The 16,020-nt window shown below is 69.5% G+C and carries 15 protein-coding genes and 1 pseudogene; 9 read left to right on the forward strand and 7 right to left on the reverse strand.

The features are described from left to right. Positions 1-22 precede the first annotated feature (22 nt). Together ACGFYH_RS12300 and ACGFYH_RS12305 are read left to right on the forward strand one after the other, a co-directional pair. Positions 23-1,336 (forward strand): cation:proton antiporter, encoded by a 1,314-nt coding sequence (locus ACGFYH_RS12300; RefSeq protein WP_393803057.1) that lies wholly within the window; start codon positions 23-25, stop codon positions 1,334-1,336. Positions 1,337-1,767: 431 nt separating this feature from the next. Next, complete coding sequence (locus ACGFYH_RS12305; protein ID WP_393803058.1) at positions 1,768-2,247, forward strand: ATP-binding protein; 480 nt, start codon at positions 1,768-1,770, stop codon at positions 2,245-2,247. Positions 2,248-2,585: 338 nt separating this feature from the next. Here ACGFYH_RS12305 and ACGFYH_RS12310 read toward each other — a convergent pair whose 3' ends face one another. Then, positions 2,586-2,957, reverse strand: a complete 372-nt coding sequence (locus ACGFYH_RS12310; RefSeq protein WP_393803059.1) for a helix-turn-helix transcriptional regulator — start codon at positions 2,955-2,957, stop codon at positions 2,586-2,588. 179 nt (positions 2,958-3,136) lie between these two features. On the opposite strand from ACGFYH_RS12310, the gene ACGFYH_RS12315 reads away from it, so the two are divergent. Together ACGFYH_RS12315 and ACGFYH_RS12320 are read left to right on the forward strand one after the other, a co-directional pair. Continuing rightward, positions 3,137-3,439 carry an STAS domain-containing protein gene (locus tag ACGFYH_RS12315; protein ID WP_393803110.1) on the forward strand — a complete coding sequence of 101 codons (303 nt, stop codon included), beginning with the start codon at positions 3,137-3,139 and terminating at the stop codon, positions 3,437-3,439. Between the two features lie 248 nt (positions 3,440-3,687). Then, on the forward strand, positions 3,688-3,930 hold the full coding sequence (locus ACGFYH_RS12320; RefSeq protein ID WP_393803060.1) for a DUF5133 domain-containing protein: 243 nt from the start codon (positions 3,688-3,690) through the stop codon (positions 3,928-3,930). 291 nt (positions 3,931-4,221) lie between these two features. Here the strand turns inward: ACGFYH_RS12320 and eno are convergent. Continuing rightward, a pseudogene (gene eno, locus ACGFYH_RS12325) lies at positions 4,222-4,768 on the reverse strand (phosphopyruvate hydratase); the annotation flags it as partial. A 149-nt stretch (positions 4,769-4,917) separates the two neighbouring features. Here eno and ACGFYH_RS12330 point away from each other — a divergent pair. The 3 genes from ACGFYH_RS12330 to ACGFYH_RS12340 all read left to right on the forward strand — a co-directional run bounded on the left by ACGFYH_RS12330 (position 4,918) and on the right by ACGFYH_RS12340 (position 7,214). Further along, the gene (locus tag ACGFYH_RS12330) at positions 4,918-5,160 is read left to right on the forward strand and encodes a DUF6411 family protein (protein ID WP_210958462.1); all 243 of its coding nucleotides are present in this window, start codon (positions 4,918-4,920) and stop codon (positions 5,158-5,160) included. Between the two features lie 1,023 nt (positions 5,161-6,183). Continuing rightward, a complete protein-coding gene (locus ACGFYH_RS12335) occupies positions 6,184-6,531 on the forward strand; it encodes a MerR family transcriptional regulator (protein WP_393803061.1) in 348 nt (115 codons plus the stop codon). 476 nt (positions 6,532-7,007) lie between these two features. Continuing rightward, entirely contained in the window at positions 7,008-7,214 is a 207-nt protein-coding gene (locus ACGFYH_RS12340) for a hypothetical protein (protein ID WP_393803062.1), read from the forward strand. A 159-nt stretch (positions 7,215-7,373) separates the two neighbouring features. On the opposite strand, the gene ACGFYH_RS12345 is transcribed toward ACGFYH_RS12340, so the two are convergent. The 3 genes from ACGFYH_RS12345 to ACGFYH_RS12355 all read right to left on the reverse strand — a co-directional run bounded on the left by ACGFYH_RS12345 (position 7,374) and on the right by ACGFYH_RS12355 (position 11,130). Further along, positions 7,374-7,907: a TerD family protein gene (locus ACGFYH_RS12345; RefSeq protein WP_393803063.1), complete on the reverse strand. Its 534-nt coding sequence runs from the start codon at positions 7,905-7,907 to the stop codon at positions 7,374-7,376. Between the two features lie 332 nt (positions 7,908-8,239). Continuing rightward, on the reverse strand, positions 8,240-10,282 hold the full coding sequence (locus ACGFYH_RS12350; RefSeq protein WP_393803064.1) for a TerD family protein: 2,043 nt from the start codon (positions 10,280-10,282) through the stop codon (positions 8,240-8,242). Positions 10,283-10,557: 275 nt separating this feature from the next. Then, entirely contained in the window at positions 10,558-11,130 is a 573-nt protein-coding gene (locus ACGFYH_RS12355) for a TetR/AcrR family transcriptional regulator (RefSeq protein ID WP_393803065.1), read from the reverse strand. A gap of 63 nt (positions 11,131-11,193) precedes the next feature. On the opposite strand from ACGFYH_RS12355, the gene ACGFYH_RS12360 reads away from it, so the two are divergent. After that, positions 11,194-12,165 (forward strand): SDR family NAD(P)-dependent oxidoreductase, encoded by a 972-nt coding sequence (locus ACGFYH_RS12360; RefSeq protein WP_393803066.1) that lies wholly within the window; start codon positions 11,194-11,196, stop codon positions 12,163-12,165. 464 nt (positions 12,166-12,629) lie between these two features. Next, positions 12,630-13,679 carry a glucose 1-dehydrogenase gene (locus ACGFYH_RS12365; RefSeq protein WP_393803067.1) on the forward strand — a complete coding sequence of 350 codons (1,050 nt, stop codon included), beginning with the start codon at positions 12,630-12,632 and terminating at the stop codon, positions 13,677-13,679. Between the two features lie 399 nt (positions 13,680-14,078). Here ACGFYH_RS12365 and ACGFYH_RS12370 read toward each other — a convergent pair whose 3' ends face one another. Then, complete coding sequence (locus tag ACGFYH_RS12370; protein WP_393803111.1) at positions 14,079-14,996, reverse strand: endo-beta-N-acetylglucosaminidase H; 918 nt, start codon at positions 14,994-14,996, stop codon at positions 14,079-14,081. 447 nt (positions 14,997-15,443) lie between these two features. Further along, positions 15,444-16,019 carry a snapalysin family zinc-dependent metalloprotease gene (locus ACGFYH_RS12375; protein ID WP_393803112.1) on the reverse strand — a complete coding sequence of 192 codons (576 nt, stop codon included), beginning with the start codon at positions 16,017-16,019 and terminating at the stop codon, positions 15,444-15,446. Position 16,020 lies beyond the last annotated feature (1 nt).

Below are 16,020 nucleotides of genomic sequence, written 5' to 3' on the forward strand. Positions count from 1 at the left end.
CGGCAACGGGCACACGTCAGCGGTGACCTTGTCTGACTTCCTCTTCACCGTGCTCGGGGCCGGCGCCCTCGCGGCGGCCGTGCTTCCCCGGCTGGTGGCCGGGCGGCCCCTGTCCATGCCGCTCGTCTTCCTGGCCTGCGGGATGGGGTTGCAGTTGCTGCCCACTCCGTTGCCGGAGATCGACCTGACGCGTGACCGGGTGTGGGTGCAGCACGTCACCGAGATCTGCGTCATCGTGTCACTGATGGGCGCCGGGCTCGCGCTCAACCGCCCCTTCGGTCTGCGCCGCTGGCGTGCCCCCTGGCGGCTGATCGGCATCACCATGCCGCTGACCATCGCGGCGATGGGGCTCCTCGCCTGGTGGCTGCTGGACTGGCCGCCGGCCGCCGCGCTGCTGCTGGCGGCCGTACTCGCGCCCACCGACCCGGTGCTCGCCTCCGAGGTGCGGGTGGGCGCGCCCACCGACTCGGAGCACGACGAGGACGAGGTGCGTTTCGCCCTCACCAGCGAGGCCGGCCTCAACGACGGCCTCGCCTTCCCCGTCGTCATGGCGGCGATCGCGCTGGCCGCGGCGGCGGGCAGCGGCTTGTCCAGCGGCTGGGTCGGTCACTGGCTGCTGGTCGACGTGCTGTACGCGTGCGTGGTCGGCGTGCTGGCGGGGCTGGCCGTCGGCAGACTTCTCGGCTGGCTCTTCTTCCGCGCCGGCCGGCAGGCGGTACGGCTGTCCGAGCACCGGGAGGGCTTCGTCGCCCTGGGCGCCACGTTCCTTTCCTACGGGGTCACCGAGCTCGCCCATGGTTACGGTTTCCTCGCCGTCTTCGTCACCGCCTGCCGCATCCGCGCCGCCGAAAGCGATCACGGCTACCACACCGTGCTCCACGACTTCGTCGAGCAGGTCGAACGACTGCTGACCGCCGGCATCCTCCTCGTGCTGGGCGTCTGCGTCGCGCAGGGCGCCCTGGCCGACCTGACGTGGCAGTCGGCGGCCGTCGGTCTCCTGCTCCTGCTCGTCGTCCGGCCGCTGACCGGCTGGGTCGCGCAGTCCGGCACGGCCGCCGGTCCCCGGGAGCGCCTCGTGACCGCCTTCTTCGGCATCCGCGGCATCGGCTCGCTGTTCTACCTCGCCTACGCGCTCGGCACGGAGGGCTTCCATGTGCCCGCCGGGCAGCTGTGGACCGTGGTGATCTTCACCGTCCTCGCGTCCGTCATCCTGCACGGTGTGACCGCCACGCCTGCGATCTCCCGCCTCGACCGGCTGCGGTGGCTGCGGGCGCGACGCCGCTCGTACACCGGACGGACACCGAACGAGGAGGACGTTGCCGGCGAGCGTCTGTGACCGCGCCGTGCGTGCTCGGGGAACTACCCGAGGGGCACAGGGCTGAGGTGGCGGAGCGGTAGAAGGCGTTGAAGTCCCGCACGCCCAGCGGCGGTCTTCGACTTGGTCGCGCAGCAGCCCGCCGCGGGGTGGAGCCGCGGCATCGGACGGCCCACTACCCGTATCCCGCCCCCGCACCTCTGCCGCTGGTCGTTCCGGCGGCGATACAGGCCCCTGCCTCGTCGAGCCGGGGGAGAGTGCCGGAGGGGATGCGGGCACGGAGCTCTGTGCCGGTCATGCCGGTGATGCCGGCGCACTCCCGACCAGGTGCGTGGTGGTGCCCGGCGTGGACCGGCGTACTGGTGTGGCGAACACAACAGGTCGGTGCGGTGTGCCCCGGGGAAGTGGGGGTACGCGCCGTCGATGTGAGCGGGGAACGAACGGTGGCCGTGATGGAAGCAGAGCCGGCGGAGCAGGACGACGCGGCACCACGGGGCCGGCCTGCACGGGTCAGTGTGGCCCTGGACGGTGACGGCGCCTGCATCGCTCAGGCGCGACACTCGGCCGACGCGTACCTCGCCCGGGCGCGGACCGAGTACGGCGTGGCCGTCTCGCAACGCGCCGCGGACCTGACCCGTCTGGTGGTCAGCGAGCTGGTCACCAACGCGCGCAAGTACGCTCCCGGACCGGCGCTGATGGATCTCCGCCTCCGCGGCGACTCGGTGGAGATCGCGGTGTGGGACTCCGACCCGGTGCTGCCGACCGCCCGGGCGGCGGACGCCGGCCGGGTCGGACAGCACGGCTTGGAGATCGTGATGGCTGTCGCCCAGGGCTTCGAAGCGCGACGCGAGCCGATCGGCAAGCGGATCACCGTCCGCATCGCCCTGAACGGCGATTCCCGCGACAGCGACCTCGGTCGCCCGTCCCCGTAGAGCCTCGGCTCAGCGCCGCCGGCTATGGGATGCGGCGAGAGGACTGTGCGGCTTGCGGTCGTGCCGCGTCCACTGCCGCACACGGCCCTCCTGAGACGCATGCCCGGTCGGCACACACGCGATCGTGCCGGGTGGTGGCCCCGTCCGAAGGCGCGGTGCCAGGCGAGAGGTTGGCCGAGGGGCCGGGAGAGGCTGGTGGAAGCCGCCCGCCACGTGCGGGCTCAGTGCTCCGCCGCCTCCCGTGAGCGCGACCGACGGATGCCGCGGCGAGCGGGGGAGTGAGGCCGGTTCGCGGGGTGGCCGCGCGCGAGCGGGGGACAGGGTGCCGCGATGGGCGTCTAGTCCGCTTCTGATGCGCGCCCTCTGCCACCGGCCAGGCGGGATGGCTGGGTTCCGTGCCGCCCGCGGTCGGTCTCGTCCTGTACGAGCAGGGAGAGCAGCGAGGCCACGGTCAGGCCCGCTTCCGCCGGGTGGCGCAGGACCCTGTCCGGCTGGATGCGGTAGGTGTTGGTGCGCCCGTCGCGGGTGTGGGAGAGGTACCCGTCCTGCTCCAGGTCGGAGATGATCCGCTGGACGGCCCGCTCGGTGAGCCGGCAGCGGGCGGCGATGTCACGGATCCGGATGTTCGGATTGTCCGCGATGGCCGCCAGCACGCGCGCGTGATTGGTGACGAACGTCCAACCGGTGTGAGGTTCAGGCACTTCAACCATGCACAGCATTCTACGGACCGGCTTTGCGTGAAGTCCTATACGTGACATATATTTCGTGCATTAGTTGGCAGGATCCGTATGGGGGACACAGGAGGGACCCGAAGGTGTCTTGGCGTGACGCGGTCACAGGGTGCACGGGTGACACCGATGTGAGCCGACGGGAGGATCAGGTCGCCGTAGTGCGGTACGAATGGTGCGGCGCCTGGGTCGTCTGTGCGCGAGGCGCCTATGACATGGGCTCGATCGCTCCCCTGGCTGCCGCGCTGGACACCGCGGCCAAGCGGCACTCGAAGGTGATTCTGGATGCTTCCGGCATCACTTTCGCCGATTCCACCCTGTTGAATCTGCTGATCGTCACCCATCGAGGCGTCGACCTTCGCGTGGCCGCGCCGACGCAGCAGTTGCGGCGGCTTCTGCAGATCACCGGAGTCGACGCGGTCCTCAAGGTACGGGAGACGGTGGAAGAAGCCGCTGCCTGCTGACCTCACCCACCCGCCGTGCCACGGTCCGCCGTGGGGCGACTCGGCGAGGGCGGGGCGGCGGCCGGAGTCGCGGCCCGAACGATGGGCCCCGCACCTGTGGCATGGACCTTTCGACGGGGGGCATCCGGAGTTCTGCTTGACGCCGCCCGGTCCTGAACCGTGGCCGTCAGGCGCCATGGAGACAGTCATTTCCCCGTGCCGCGGCCGGCCGTGCTGCGGGCGGGGTCCATGAGGGGAGAGTTATCACGATGATCCTTCCGACGGAGAAGGAACTGCGAGCTGCGCTGGCCCGGTTCGCCCAGGCGCGCATCGAACACGACGTGTGTCCGACCGGCCACACCAGCAGGGCTCTCGAAGACGCCACCTACACGCTGTGCGTGATGACCGGGGCCCGCACCGCCGAGGAAGCTCTGCGCACGGCAGACACCCTGCTCGAACAGCACGTCCGCCGTACGAGCGTCTCCCCGGGCGAGGAGGCGATGGCCGCCTAGACCGAGCCCCCTTCGCTTCCCGTGGTGCGCGTCGGACGACACCGAGTGGCTGAGCCGCTCGGACGCCTGCTTACCGAGCAATCGCCTGGGGTCACGGTCGTGGGGGCGCACCGTCGACGGCTCCCGGTCACTGGTGGCGGACATCGTCACCGGCACCCGCACCATGGACGACAGGGCGTCGCGTCCGATCAGCTGGTTCGCCTGAGAGACGTCCCGGCCGCCGTGTCCTTTCCCGTCCCGACCGGCCCCTGGTTCACCTGGCCCCGGGCGGTCGCCAGGACCGCACGCTGTTCACGTCCGACACAGTGCGGCGCGGCCCGCGAACCGCGCCGAGTCGCCCAGTTCTTCTTCGATCCGGATGAGTTGGTCGTACTTCGCCGTACGGTCGGAGCGGGAGATCGAGCCGGTCCTGATCCGACCGCAGCCGGTGGCCACCGCGAGATCCGCGACGCCGGTGTCCTCCGCCCCGCCCGAGCGGTGTGACATGACAGCCGTCCAGCCCCCTGGTGGGCCGTGGTCGCCGCGGCCAGTGCCTCGGTCAGAGTGCCGATCTGATCGACCTTGACCAGGACCGAGTTGCCGACGCCGGTGCGGAAGCTCTCGCGCAGCAGCGCTTCGTCGGAGCAGAGCACGTCGTCGCCGGTGAGTTGGCAGCGGCCGCCGACGCGGGCGGTCAGCTCGCGCCAGCCGTCCAGGTCGTTCTCAGCCATCGGGCCTGCGATGGAGACGACCGGGTGGGCGTCGACGAGTTCGTGAGGTAGTCGGCGTGCTCGGAGGGGGTACGGCGCACCCCCTCGCCCGCATAGTCGTACACGCCGTGACGGAAGAACTCCGACGCTGGGATGGCCTGGTCGGCAGGCGCCACCGTCAGTCGGGTGCCGGGATGCGATGAGAGGCCGGCGGAGTCACCGCGCGTGCACCGTCCTTCCGGGGGCAAGAGGAAGTGCACGGACAACAGCCCCGAAGGCCCGAACCAGGAGATACGAGATGGTCATCGCAGGAATCATCGTCCTCTGCGTCGTGCTGGCGGTACTCGCCTTTCTGCTGCCCCGGCTCTCGCGGCATCCGCAAAACGGTGCGCAGCGCACCATGGGCGTCGGTTCCCGCGCGGGAAGCAAGGCGCCCGGTCCGTTGGGACGGCTGTTCAGCAAGCCCTTCCGCTCCAGCTCGCGCGCTCTGGGCCGGAGCGGTTCCGCAGGGCGCCGGGCCAGGGGCCGCATGCCGTTCTGAGTCCGGCGCTGGGCGAACGGGTACCGTCGGCCGCCGTGGCCTGCCGCACCAACCTCGGTATGCGGCGACTCGCCCCGCTTTTCGGTGTCTCGCCCAGTGACGGTGCGCCGAACGCACCCGAAGGCCCGGCCCGCTGCTCGCCTCGCTCGGGCCGGGCCTGCGGGGAAGCAGGCGGACGGCCGTGGACCGTCTACGCACCCCCTCGCCCCGCGGTCCGCGGCCCAAGGCCGGAGTGTCCTCGCGCTGCTACCGGGCTGCGGCGAACGCACAGGTGACCGTGTACGCCGAAACCCACCTCGTAGCGGCGCCCTCCCGCCCGCGCCCGGCGACACATGGCGGTGGAACCGTCGTCCGCCACCACGAGGGACCGCTGGGGATGCCGTGTGGGCCGCATCCGTCCCACTCGTGCACGGATAACACCCCGTCCGATCGGTTGTGCCGCAGGCCCGATCCGGTGCTTCGCGGGCGCCCTTCGACCAGGCGGGCAACGCTCGCGGACGTGAGAGAGACAGAGTCCCGGTACCCATGAACGGAGTAAATCTGTTTTGGCGGCTGTAGACATTGGCTTTGGTGGAGGCTAGTGTTGTCCGCACAGCCCAGAAGTCGAAGGGTGCGGCAGGGACGAACTGCCGTGCGAGCAGGTCAAGAAGGTGCGACCCGACAGCGGAGAGGCGGAGCCGGAAGTGGAGGGTTCCTTCACTGGCTGCCGGGTCGAGCGGCCCACGAGGGGCCGCATGGCAATACCGCATCACCCAGCAGTAACAGAAACAGGCGGATCGAAAGAGGCAAGGAGCCGAACGCCATCAGGATCACCCGGGCGAGCAAGACCGTCCGGGTGCCCCAGACCCCGGATTGGAAGGTGGTCCCCGGTCACGCATCCCCGATCCCCGCAGTCCCGCTCTCCCAGGCGGAACCTGCGGACAAGAGGTCCGGCGCAGTCGGCCGGTAGATGGTGTTGAAAGCTCGGGGCCCGGGCGCCAGTGGCGCCCGGGCCCCTCGACGCGTCCCCGGAAGAAGAGGCTTATGCCCCCTCGCAGTACCCGCCCCGCCATCCCCCTCGATGATGACGACTACCCCGCCTACACCATGGGCCGGGCCGCCGACATGCTCGGCACCACCCCCGCTTTCCTCCGCGCCCTGGGCGACCACCGCCTGATCACTCCCCTGCGGTCCGAAGGCGGCCACCGCCGCTACTCCCGCTACCAACTCCGCATCGCCGCCCGCGCCCGCGAACTCGTCGACGCCGGCACCGCAGTCGAAGCCGCCTGCCGCATCATCATCCTCGAAGACCAACTCGAAGAAGCCCAGCGCCTCAACGAGGAACTCCGCGCAGCCCATGACACCAGCGGGCAGTCGAAATCCTCAGCCTGAGGGCCGATTCCCGCGGTCGGCACCAGCACGTGCCTCCGCCGAGCCCGCCTCTTGGGGCGGACGCGGGTGGCCCGGAAAAGCACCAGTCGCGCCACGGCAGCAGGGATCTGTTCGCCGCCGTCGAACGCGGCCCAGGCCGACATCGGCACCACCGCCGCGCCTCAGCCCGAGGAGCAGGTCAAAGGGGACGTCGTGATCGACCCGCATCCTGCGCGAGGATGCTTCCCCGGCGGCAATCCACTAATAGGAGTCCGGGACGGCAGGAGCGGGACGGCCGTACCGGCGATTCGGCGACCGCCCCGGCAGCGACTGCTGCTCAGCGCCGGGTGCACCACTGTGGAAATCCGGGTGACCGGGGTCCCGTGGTGAGTGGCGTAGGCGGGCGATGCCTATGGGCGGGTCATCGGGCGGCCCCCTCGGGGTACTTGATGGTCATGCCTGAGAAGAGACCGGTGGATGCTGCCGGCAGAGGATTCATGCGCTCGGTGGACCGGGTGCTGGTGTGGTCGGCCCCGGTGCTGGCGCTCGTGCTGCTTGTGCTGGCTGTCGCGAACCTGGTGACGGGGGCGGCTGTGGGGCGCGTCGTGTTGCAGTTCGGGATGGCCTTCGTCATGGTCACCACCGCCTTCACGGCTCGGACGCGGCTGCGTACGGACAGGTTTCCGGAAGAGCGCGGGGCATGAGCGCTCGCAGCAGCGGTCCTGCGGCGAGTCGGCAAGAGCAACCGAGGTCGGGGCCCAACCCCTGTGAACCGGACCGCTGTCCCTCCTGCTCCGGGCGGCCCCGGGTGGCCCCGGTCACCGGGGCCGCCCGGCTGGTACACGAGTCGCGCCGTCGCCCGGTCAGGGCCGGGGCGCGCCGCCCATCTCCTTGGCGAAGCGGTCCGGGTCACTGTCGAAGCCCCGGAGCACCCCGTGGAACTCCCAGGCCCCGGACGCGCTCCGGGTGAACTCCGCGACTGTGGCGGCGGTGGCCTCGGCGACCTGCGCGAAGTCGTCCGTCAGCAGCTCCCTGTACCCCTCCACTACCAGGACCCCGGTGTTCGAGACATCGCCGAAGGTCTTGTGACCGGCGCTCTGATGGATCGCCACTCCCACGACCACGCGGGCGAAGGAGGGTGCCAGACGGTCGAGTTCGAGAGTCATCTCCTCGACGAAGCCGAACCCCTGGCCGGTCTGGCTGTGCCGGCTCATGTTGATGGTTCCGTCCGGCGAGCGCTTGTCGAACTGCACGACGTACACCGGCCGCCCGTGCGGGGCATCGACGGAGTACGTGGTGGCGATGATGTCGAGGTGGTGGGGCGGTCGGTCCCAGGAGCTCGGGTCCCACTTGAGCCGTACCGCGACCTTCTCCAGCCCCTTGATTTCGCTGCTCACCAAATTGCCACCCTCTCGTTCCAAGGCACCGCGGGGCACTCCCCGCACGGTCAAGTATGGTTCGTCGCACCTTCGTTACGGACCGGGAAGGGGCCCCGGGATTCGGCAGGGCGTGGCGCTGTGCCGGCCAGGCGGCGGTGGGCCTGTTCACATCCCGGCACGGCCGGGAACAGCGCGATCCGGGCCCGCAGGCCCGCAGGCCCGGAGAGTCCCAGAGATGCCGCCGCACCCGCTCCTGACCCGCGAACATGCGGGCCGGGCGGGTGCGGGCGTGCGCAAGCGAGCGGCCGACGGCGGACGCGGATTCTGTCGCTGCCGTCTGTGCTCCGGTGTCATCCGGTCGTGGCGCGTTCCCCGGATGGTGCCCGGCGTGCTGCCGGGGTGTCCAGGTGGGTCACGACGGTGGTGTAGAAGCGGTGCACGGCGTCGTCGACGCTGCGGATGAAGCCGGTCTCGGCGTTGCCGCGGCCGCTTCCCATGCTCTTGAGCAGGGACAACCGGAACCCGGTGATCTTGGTGCCGTTGTCCCTGGGGAGCAGGTCCGCCGGTTCGGGGCGGAGCCGTTCCAGAGTTCTGCGGGGACCTCCTGGCTCGCTGTCGACGAGGGTCTCGACGTGCAGGTCCGCCGGGGCCTCGGACAGGCGCCGGACGAGTCGCTTGGCCCAGCTGAGGGGGTAGCCCTGCTGGGGGGCCGGGATTTCGAAGGAGGTGCGTAGTCTGCCGGTGCGCAGGTCGGCGCTGACGGACAGGACGCCAGGGGTGTTGTCGATGCGTAGTTCCGCCTGGAGCCTTCCGTCGAGGCAGAGTTGGTCGGCGAGGTGGTCTCGGCGTTCCTTGGGATTCGATCCGCGTTTGGCGCGCTGGACGGGGAGGACCTTCTGGCCGAGTTCGCCACCCAGCCTGAGGCAGACCTGGCGGATGAGCCGCTCCCAGTTCTCGACCACTTCCAGTGCCCGGGTGTCGCCCTGGCAGAGGGTTTCGTCGTCGATCCCGTTGCGCACGGGGACCCAGGCGGGGCCCATGTTCTGGAAACCATGGCATCCGGAGTTCTCGTGCTGCAGGTAGTGCAGCAGTTCCTGGAGCAGCCAGGCATGCGCCGCGTTACCCACTCCCTCGTGCCGGATCAGCATCTGTGCCTGGTGGGTGACCTCCGCCCAGGACAGGTGCCAGAGGGCCACCTTGTGCTTGCGCCGCTTGTCGATCTTGACGTCGACGAGCGGGCTGCCTTCCAGCGCGACATCGTTCGTCAGGGTGATCACGGCCTCGTAACCACGACGCGCGGCGATGTCCATGTACGCCTGCACCTGGTCGGTCCTGAGCGCGTTGCCGTTGGTCTTCGTCTCGACCAGCGCGGTCCACAACTTGCCCGCCCGCTCCACGCGGATCACCCCGTCCGGGCGCCGCGGACTGTCACCGTGGGGCAGGGAGACCTCCCTGAACGTCTCCATGCGGCCGGCCGGAGCCCCGAATCCTGCGGTCAGCCTCCTGCTGAACTCCGGCACCTGCGCCATCACCGACAGCAGCACCGAAGTGGCACGCATCTCACGGTCCCGGTCGCTCTTGAGTACCGAGACGGGGAAGAGCCTGGCCTGCTTCCAGGAGTCGTTCTCCGCCAGAGTCTTCTTGACCGTTTTGGGAAGGGTGACCTTCTTCTTCGCGGTGCGAGGGCGTGCAGCCGACTTCTTCGACTCGACGACTTCACCCTCGGGCCGGCGAGGACCGGGGATGGCTTCCAGCGTCGCGTGCCGGGCCGGTTCCCCGACCGCTGCCGGATTCGCCGCATCCGCCTGCTCACCGGCCTCGGCGGCGTCGACCTCTGCTGCTGCCCCCTCGGCCGCGTCGTCCTCGATATCGACGCCGAAGTCCGTCGCCAGCCCGGCCAGACCTGCTTCGTAGCCCTGCCCGACGGCACGGAACTTCCATCCCTCGCCCCGTCTGTACAGCTCACCGAAGATGACCGCCGCCACCGCGTCCGCGTCATCGACCGCGAAGCGCAGAAGGCTCTCACCGGCTGCGTCGGCCAGCGTGATGCGCACGTCCTCCAGCTCACCGAACCGGGCCCCGTCGTACACGCTCGCAGCGACGACGATCCGCTCGACTCCGAGTGGGACCGCCGTCAGGTCGAAGCTGATCCGGTCCTCGCTGCCGTCCGAGGTCGGCGTCTTGCCCAGAAGTTGCACGCTTCCATCGGCGGCCACCGGATGGTTGTAGAAGTAGAAGTCGCCGTCGCTGCGCACCTTGCCGTTGGTGTCCAGCAGCAGGACCGACACATCCGCGTCACCCTCGCCGGTGGGGCTGGCCCAACCCAGACTGACGAGCACTGAACCGACGCTGTCGCTCAGGTCCGTCAGGGCCACGTTCGCACCCTTGATCATTTCCTGCACAAAGCCCCCACCGGCGTTCCCGGGATGCGGAGGAAACCGCACCAAGTGCCCCCTTGCGCGACACAGGACGACGAGTCGCGCGGAGAAGACTGTAGTACGCACAGAGCTCGATCGTGGAGATTCCGTGAAGCCCATGTGCGGCCGGTGACGTGAGCCCGCCGCGCCGACGAACGACAGGATGCCGACCGTGCGGACTGGCCTGACTCATCGCCGCTGCGACCCTACGAGGCGGTCGGGCTCGCTCCGGCCGCTTCGGTGAGCGGCCTTCAACGCACCAGGAGATCGACGGCGACCTCCAGTCGTTCGAGGTAGAACTCCCGTGACGCGGCCTGATGCTTGAGGCCGATCGATGCGCTGATCATCGTCTGTGCGACAGGGAGGGCCGCCGCTCGGCCCGACCCGACAGCGATCGCCTCTGTGATCAGTTCCTCGAAACGTCGCGGCGTGGTCTCGGTGATCTCTCCGAGGAGGTCGGGGTTGTCCTCGATGACCACCGAGACATCGCGCGTCAGCGGGCCGATGTAGCGGCCCGCCCACTGGTCGAACGCATCGACGAGACGCTCCGGAAGGGGTCGGCCGGTGTCGGCCAGGACGTGTTCGACCGCTGTGATGTCCCGCTCCAAAGCCTGGGTGACCGCGGCACGGAACAGGGTCTCCTTCGAGGAGAAGAGAAAGTAGAGCCCGGGCCGGGAGATGTGCGCTGCCCGCGCCACCTCATCCATCGAGGTCTTCCGGTAGCCGAATCGCGCGAACGTGACCATGGCGGAGTCCAGAACCATGGTCCGCCGGTCGGTCTCGGCGACTGTCGACGGCGGGCGGCCGGTGTCGGGGCTGCTCATGCGACGAGCATACGAGCGAAAGTCGCACTATACAAAGTCCGTCTAGTGCGTATAGTCACCGTCATGACTACCCGCGAGCCCGTTTCCACGTCCTTCACCGCCTCCAGCACCGCGGACGAGGTAGTGCGGGGCGTCGACCTCACCGGTGTCCGCGCGATCGTGACGGGAGCCTCCTCCGGAATCGGGATCGAGACGGCCCGTGTGTTGAGCGCTGCCGGGGCGGAGGTGACGCTCGCTGTCCGGAACACGACTGCGGGGGACGCCGTCGCTGAGACGATCACGAAGTCGACCGGAGGGATACGGCCCCGAGTCGTCCGGCTCGACCTTGCCGACAGGAACACCATCACGCGCTTTGTCGACGGGTGGGGCGGCCCGCTGCACCTGCTGATCAACAACGCGGGCGTGGTCACCGGTGGCCTCGAACGAACACGTGAAGGCTGGGAGCTGCAGTTCGCGACGAACCATCTTGGCCACTTCGCCCTCGCCACCGGCCTTCGTGACGCCCTGGCCCTGGGAGCTGCCGACCGCGGCGGAGCGCGGATCGTTTCGGTGAGTTCGACGGCGCACATGCGTTCCGGCATCGACTTCGACGACCTCCACTTCGAGCGTCGCAGCTACGACCCGCAGATCGCCTACGCCCAGTCGAAGACGGCGAACTCCCTCTTCGGCGTCGAGGCGACTCGCCTCTGGGCGTCCGACGGCATCATCGCCAATGCGGTGAACCCCGGCGGTGTCGCGACGGGACTGCAGCGGAACTTCACAACGCGACAGAGGGAGTCTCTCGACGCGGCCGAGGCCGCCGGAGTCTTCACCTACAAAACGGTCGAGCAGGGAGCCGCCACCAGCATCGTCGCGGCTGTTGCCCCGGAGTTCGCTCACTCCGGAGGCCACTACCTCGACGATGCACAAGAGGCCTACACCGTGCCGAACGACGCCGACCTCGCGCAGCACCCGCACGGTGTCAAGGAATGGGCGCTCGATCCCGCCACCGCCAAGCGCCTCTGGACGGTCTCGACCGACCTGCTCCGCGTCTGACCTCTCGACGCCGCCGCGATCCGGGCATCTCCGTTGTGCCGCCGGGGTGTCGAGGTCGAGGGGGCCCGGGTGGAGACGCTCGCTGGGGTGCGGACGGGGCCGTCCGTGGCGGCTTGCGCCGACCGAGCCGATGCTGCTGATGGCCGTGTACGCACGGACCTCACCATCGGCAGCTCGCCCCGCTGCGGCGGAACCGGGTGTACGGCAGCCGGAGGCGGCACCGGGTACTCGCCTGCGCGCAGGTGAGGCGCTGCCGCCCGGGATGTCGGAACGGGTCGCGTCGCAGGTGTGTCCGGTGCCGCCGAGAGTGAACATGCCATAGCAGTCCTCCCGGGGGATTCCAGCCGTGAGGCCGGTCCGAGCCGTCCCGGTGTCGTCGCCCCGGTGTATGTCGGCCGCGTCGCGGGCACCCGGGGCGCGAGACGGCCGGGATACCCGGCTTCAAGCCATCACGGGAGATGCTCATGCGTGCCCTGACTGTCCGTCCCGAGGCCGCCTGGTCCCTGCAGGTGTGCGACCTGCCCGATCCCGAACCCGGGCAGGGCGAGCTGCTGGTGGAGGGGCTGTCGGTCGGCGTGTGCGGGACGGACAAGGAGATCGTCGCCGGCGAGTACGGCTGGGCACCGCCCGGACAAGACCGGCTGGTGCTGGGGCACGAATCGCTCGGCCGAGTGCGCCAGGCGCCGCCGGACAGCCGCTTCCAGGCCGGGGACCTCGTGGTGGGCGTGGTGCGCCGACCGGACCCGGAACCGTGTGGCGCCTGCGAGCGCGGCGAGTTCGACATGTGCCGCAACGGCCGTTACACCGAGCGCGGCATCAAGGAACGCGATGGCTACGCCTCTCGCCTGTGGACAGTGGAGGACGACTACGCGGTCAGGCTCGACCCTCGTCTGGAGCGGGTCGGAATGCTGATGGAGCCCACCACGGTGGTGGCCAAGGCGTGGGAGCAGATCGAGCGGGTGGGTGAGCGCGCCTGGTTCCAGCCGCAGCGAGTGCTGGTCACCGGGGCAGGCCCCATCGGCCTGCTGGCCGCGCTGCTGGGCGTGCAGCGTGGCCTTGAGGTCCACCTCTTGGACCGGGTCACGTCGGGACCGAAACCAGCGCTCGCCGCGGACCTCGGAGCGGAGTACCACACTGAGGACATCGAGGAGGTGACAGGCCGGATCCGGCCCGACGTGGTTGTCGAGGCGACCGGCGCCGGGCACCTGGTCTTCGACGCCATGGCGGGCACCGCGACGTACGGCATCGTCTGTCTGACCGGCGTCTCCCCGAAGGGACGGCAGCTGTCCGTCGACGCGGGCACCATCAACCGCGAACTGGTGCTGGAGAACGATGTAGTGGTCGGCTCCGTGAACGCCAACCTGCGCCACTACCACCAGGCCGCTGACGCCCTGGCCAAGGCCGACCACGACTGGCTGGCCCGGATGATCACCCGCCGGGTGCCGCTGGAGGGCGCCGCGGAGGCGTTCACCGCCCAGGACGATGACGTCAAGGTCGTCATCGACCTCACCTGACGCTGCCGGGCGCCCCCGCCGTGGCCGCTCCGGCGCTCATCGGGGTCCGCTGGGTCAGTCACTCATTTTGCACGGACCCCGGCATGATGCTTACTCTCTCCGTGGTGGCCGAACGCCGCGGTTCGCCGCGGGAGATTACCGCGAGAGCCCATGCGGTCGAGTGCGGGACGAACCGACTCGCGAGGTTTCGGCCGGCGGCGACGAGGTGCCACGAGCCCTCCGTCCGCTACGAGGCGAGAGTGCTGGGCGCAGCCGCGAACGAGCGGCCGTGACCAGCACCGTCGCTACCGCCCTCAGGCGACGTCGAACTCGTTGCTCTCGGGGTCCTGCATGGCGGCGGCGCAGAACCCCGAGTCCGGCTCATCCCCGATCCGCGGCATGCCAGGACGTGCCGGCGACTTACGGAGCGTAGACGGCCTCACTGCCGTAGAGCTCCCTGGTGAACGCGGAGAGGTCGGAGCTGCGATCGGTGCCGTCGAGGTTGTAGGTCAGATAGACGCCGTATCCCTCGCTGACAGTGCGACGGGCGAGGTCCGCGGCCGTGCTCCGCGAGGTCCGGCCGATCTCGACGGCCGCCGGCGACAGCTTCGGCTTGGGCAGGGCGATACGGGGGACCTGCCAGGTGCCGTAGTACGGGTTCCAGGCGTAGTCGAGCTTGGAGGAGACGTCGACGCCGCCGTAGGACAGGCGTGAGGCGGCCGGGCCGATGTTGTAGAGGCTGATGATCTTGTCCGGCATGTTCGCGCGCAGCGCCGTCACCAGGTGCACGAACGAGCTGTCGTTGGGCGGGGAGGTGCCGTTGTTGCCGTACTCGGCGTATTCGTCGTCGAAGTCGATGCCGTCGAGACCGTACTTGGCCACGGTGTCCGACAACTGCTTCGCGAATGACGAAGCCGTCCGCTGGGAGGTGAAGTTGGCGAATCCGGCGCCCTGGTGGTTGCCCAGTACCGAGAGCACGACCTTGATGCCCTTCTGCTGCAAAGGCCGTATCTCCGTGGCAGCGTTGTCGAGGACGCGCTGCACGTTTTCGTTGAAGTGGAGATAGGCGGCCCTCGTGCTCGTGTTGTAGTTGATGTTCGCGGCGAAAATCACGGCGACGCCGAAGACGTTGCCGCCGCCGTTGGCCAGCGTGTATTTGCCGACGTTGCGCATGCTGTTGTTGTTCACCTCGATGTACGCCACCGAGGTCGGCCCCCGCTTGGCAGGAGCGGGGGCCGCTGCCGCACCGGTCGTGGCGGTCGTGGCGGTCGATAGGGCCGCGACCGCCGAGAGCGCGAGCACGGCCGTTCGTACTCTGCTTCTTACCAGCGTGAACATCATTGATCGGTCTCCCGTCGTAGGGTCGGCGCCCCGCTTGTGGGAAAGCGCCGGACAGATCTCGTCGAGTATTTCACCGCCCCGGTCGAAGCCCGGAAACCGTGCTCGGATGCTCGTGCCCGCGTGCTCCATGAACTCCAGACATGACGCACCCCGACTGGGCGCCTGCGCACTTGAGTTGCCGAACGCGGTGAAACGGACAGCACGAACCTGTGAGGCGGTGGCCGTTGGGGATTCATGCGTCCGCGAAAGCTGCAGCCACCACCATCGGCATCTGCGGAGCACCCGGCAGACCGTCAAGAGGCCGCGACCGGTGCGTACCGCCACGTCCTCGGGCGGACCTCGGCACGAGTCACTGACTTACGGCCGAGGAGACGGTCGGCCGGGCGCGCGCAGCGAGCCGGGAGACGTCGACACCTGGGGGTGCCGTACGAAAACCCCGTCCGGTCAGTCCTCGACGAGGACGGGCACCGATCCCATCACCGCTGACGGCGAGTTGACCGCACCGGTGAAATTGTCCTCGACCTCAGCCTTCTCCGCTGTGTTCGGGTATGGTTTCGTGCACGGCACACCCGCACTCGACCCCGACATCAGGCTGGAGCAGGGCCCGGGCTTGCGGTCCGGCAGGCCCAGGATGTGGCCCAGTTCGTGGGACGAGATACGCACCGTGTCGTAGCCCTCGTTCACCGCCTGGCGTCCGATCCAGACGGTGCCGTTGCCCAGAGATGTGGTGAGGGCGCGCGGCCAGCCGTCGTCGGCCAGGATCCGGATGTTGGCACGCTGCCCGGCCGCGGCCGGTCGCAGCTCCGCGCCGTCGACGCTCTCGTTCCAGATCGCCGCTCCCCGGTCGACCGCGGACCTGAACTCCGCGGAACCGCTTGCGTCGTAGGTGAGCACACGGGCCGCGGCCAAGGCGGCCGCGATGTCACCCGGCGGATCCGCGGCCAAGGCCTGGCCGCTCAGGACGGGCAATGACGCCAACAGGACCGCGGCGAAGCCGCTCGTGAGTGTACGGACGTGCATG

This window comes from Streptomyces sp. NPDC048392 (assembly GCF_043200575.1).
In the GTDB taxonomy this organism is placed as follows: Bacteria; Actinomycetota; Actinomycetes; order Streptomycetales; family Streptomycetaceae; genus Streptomyces.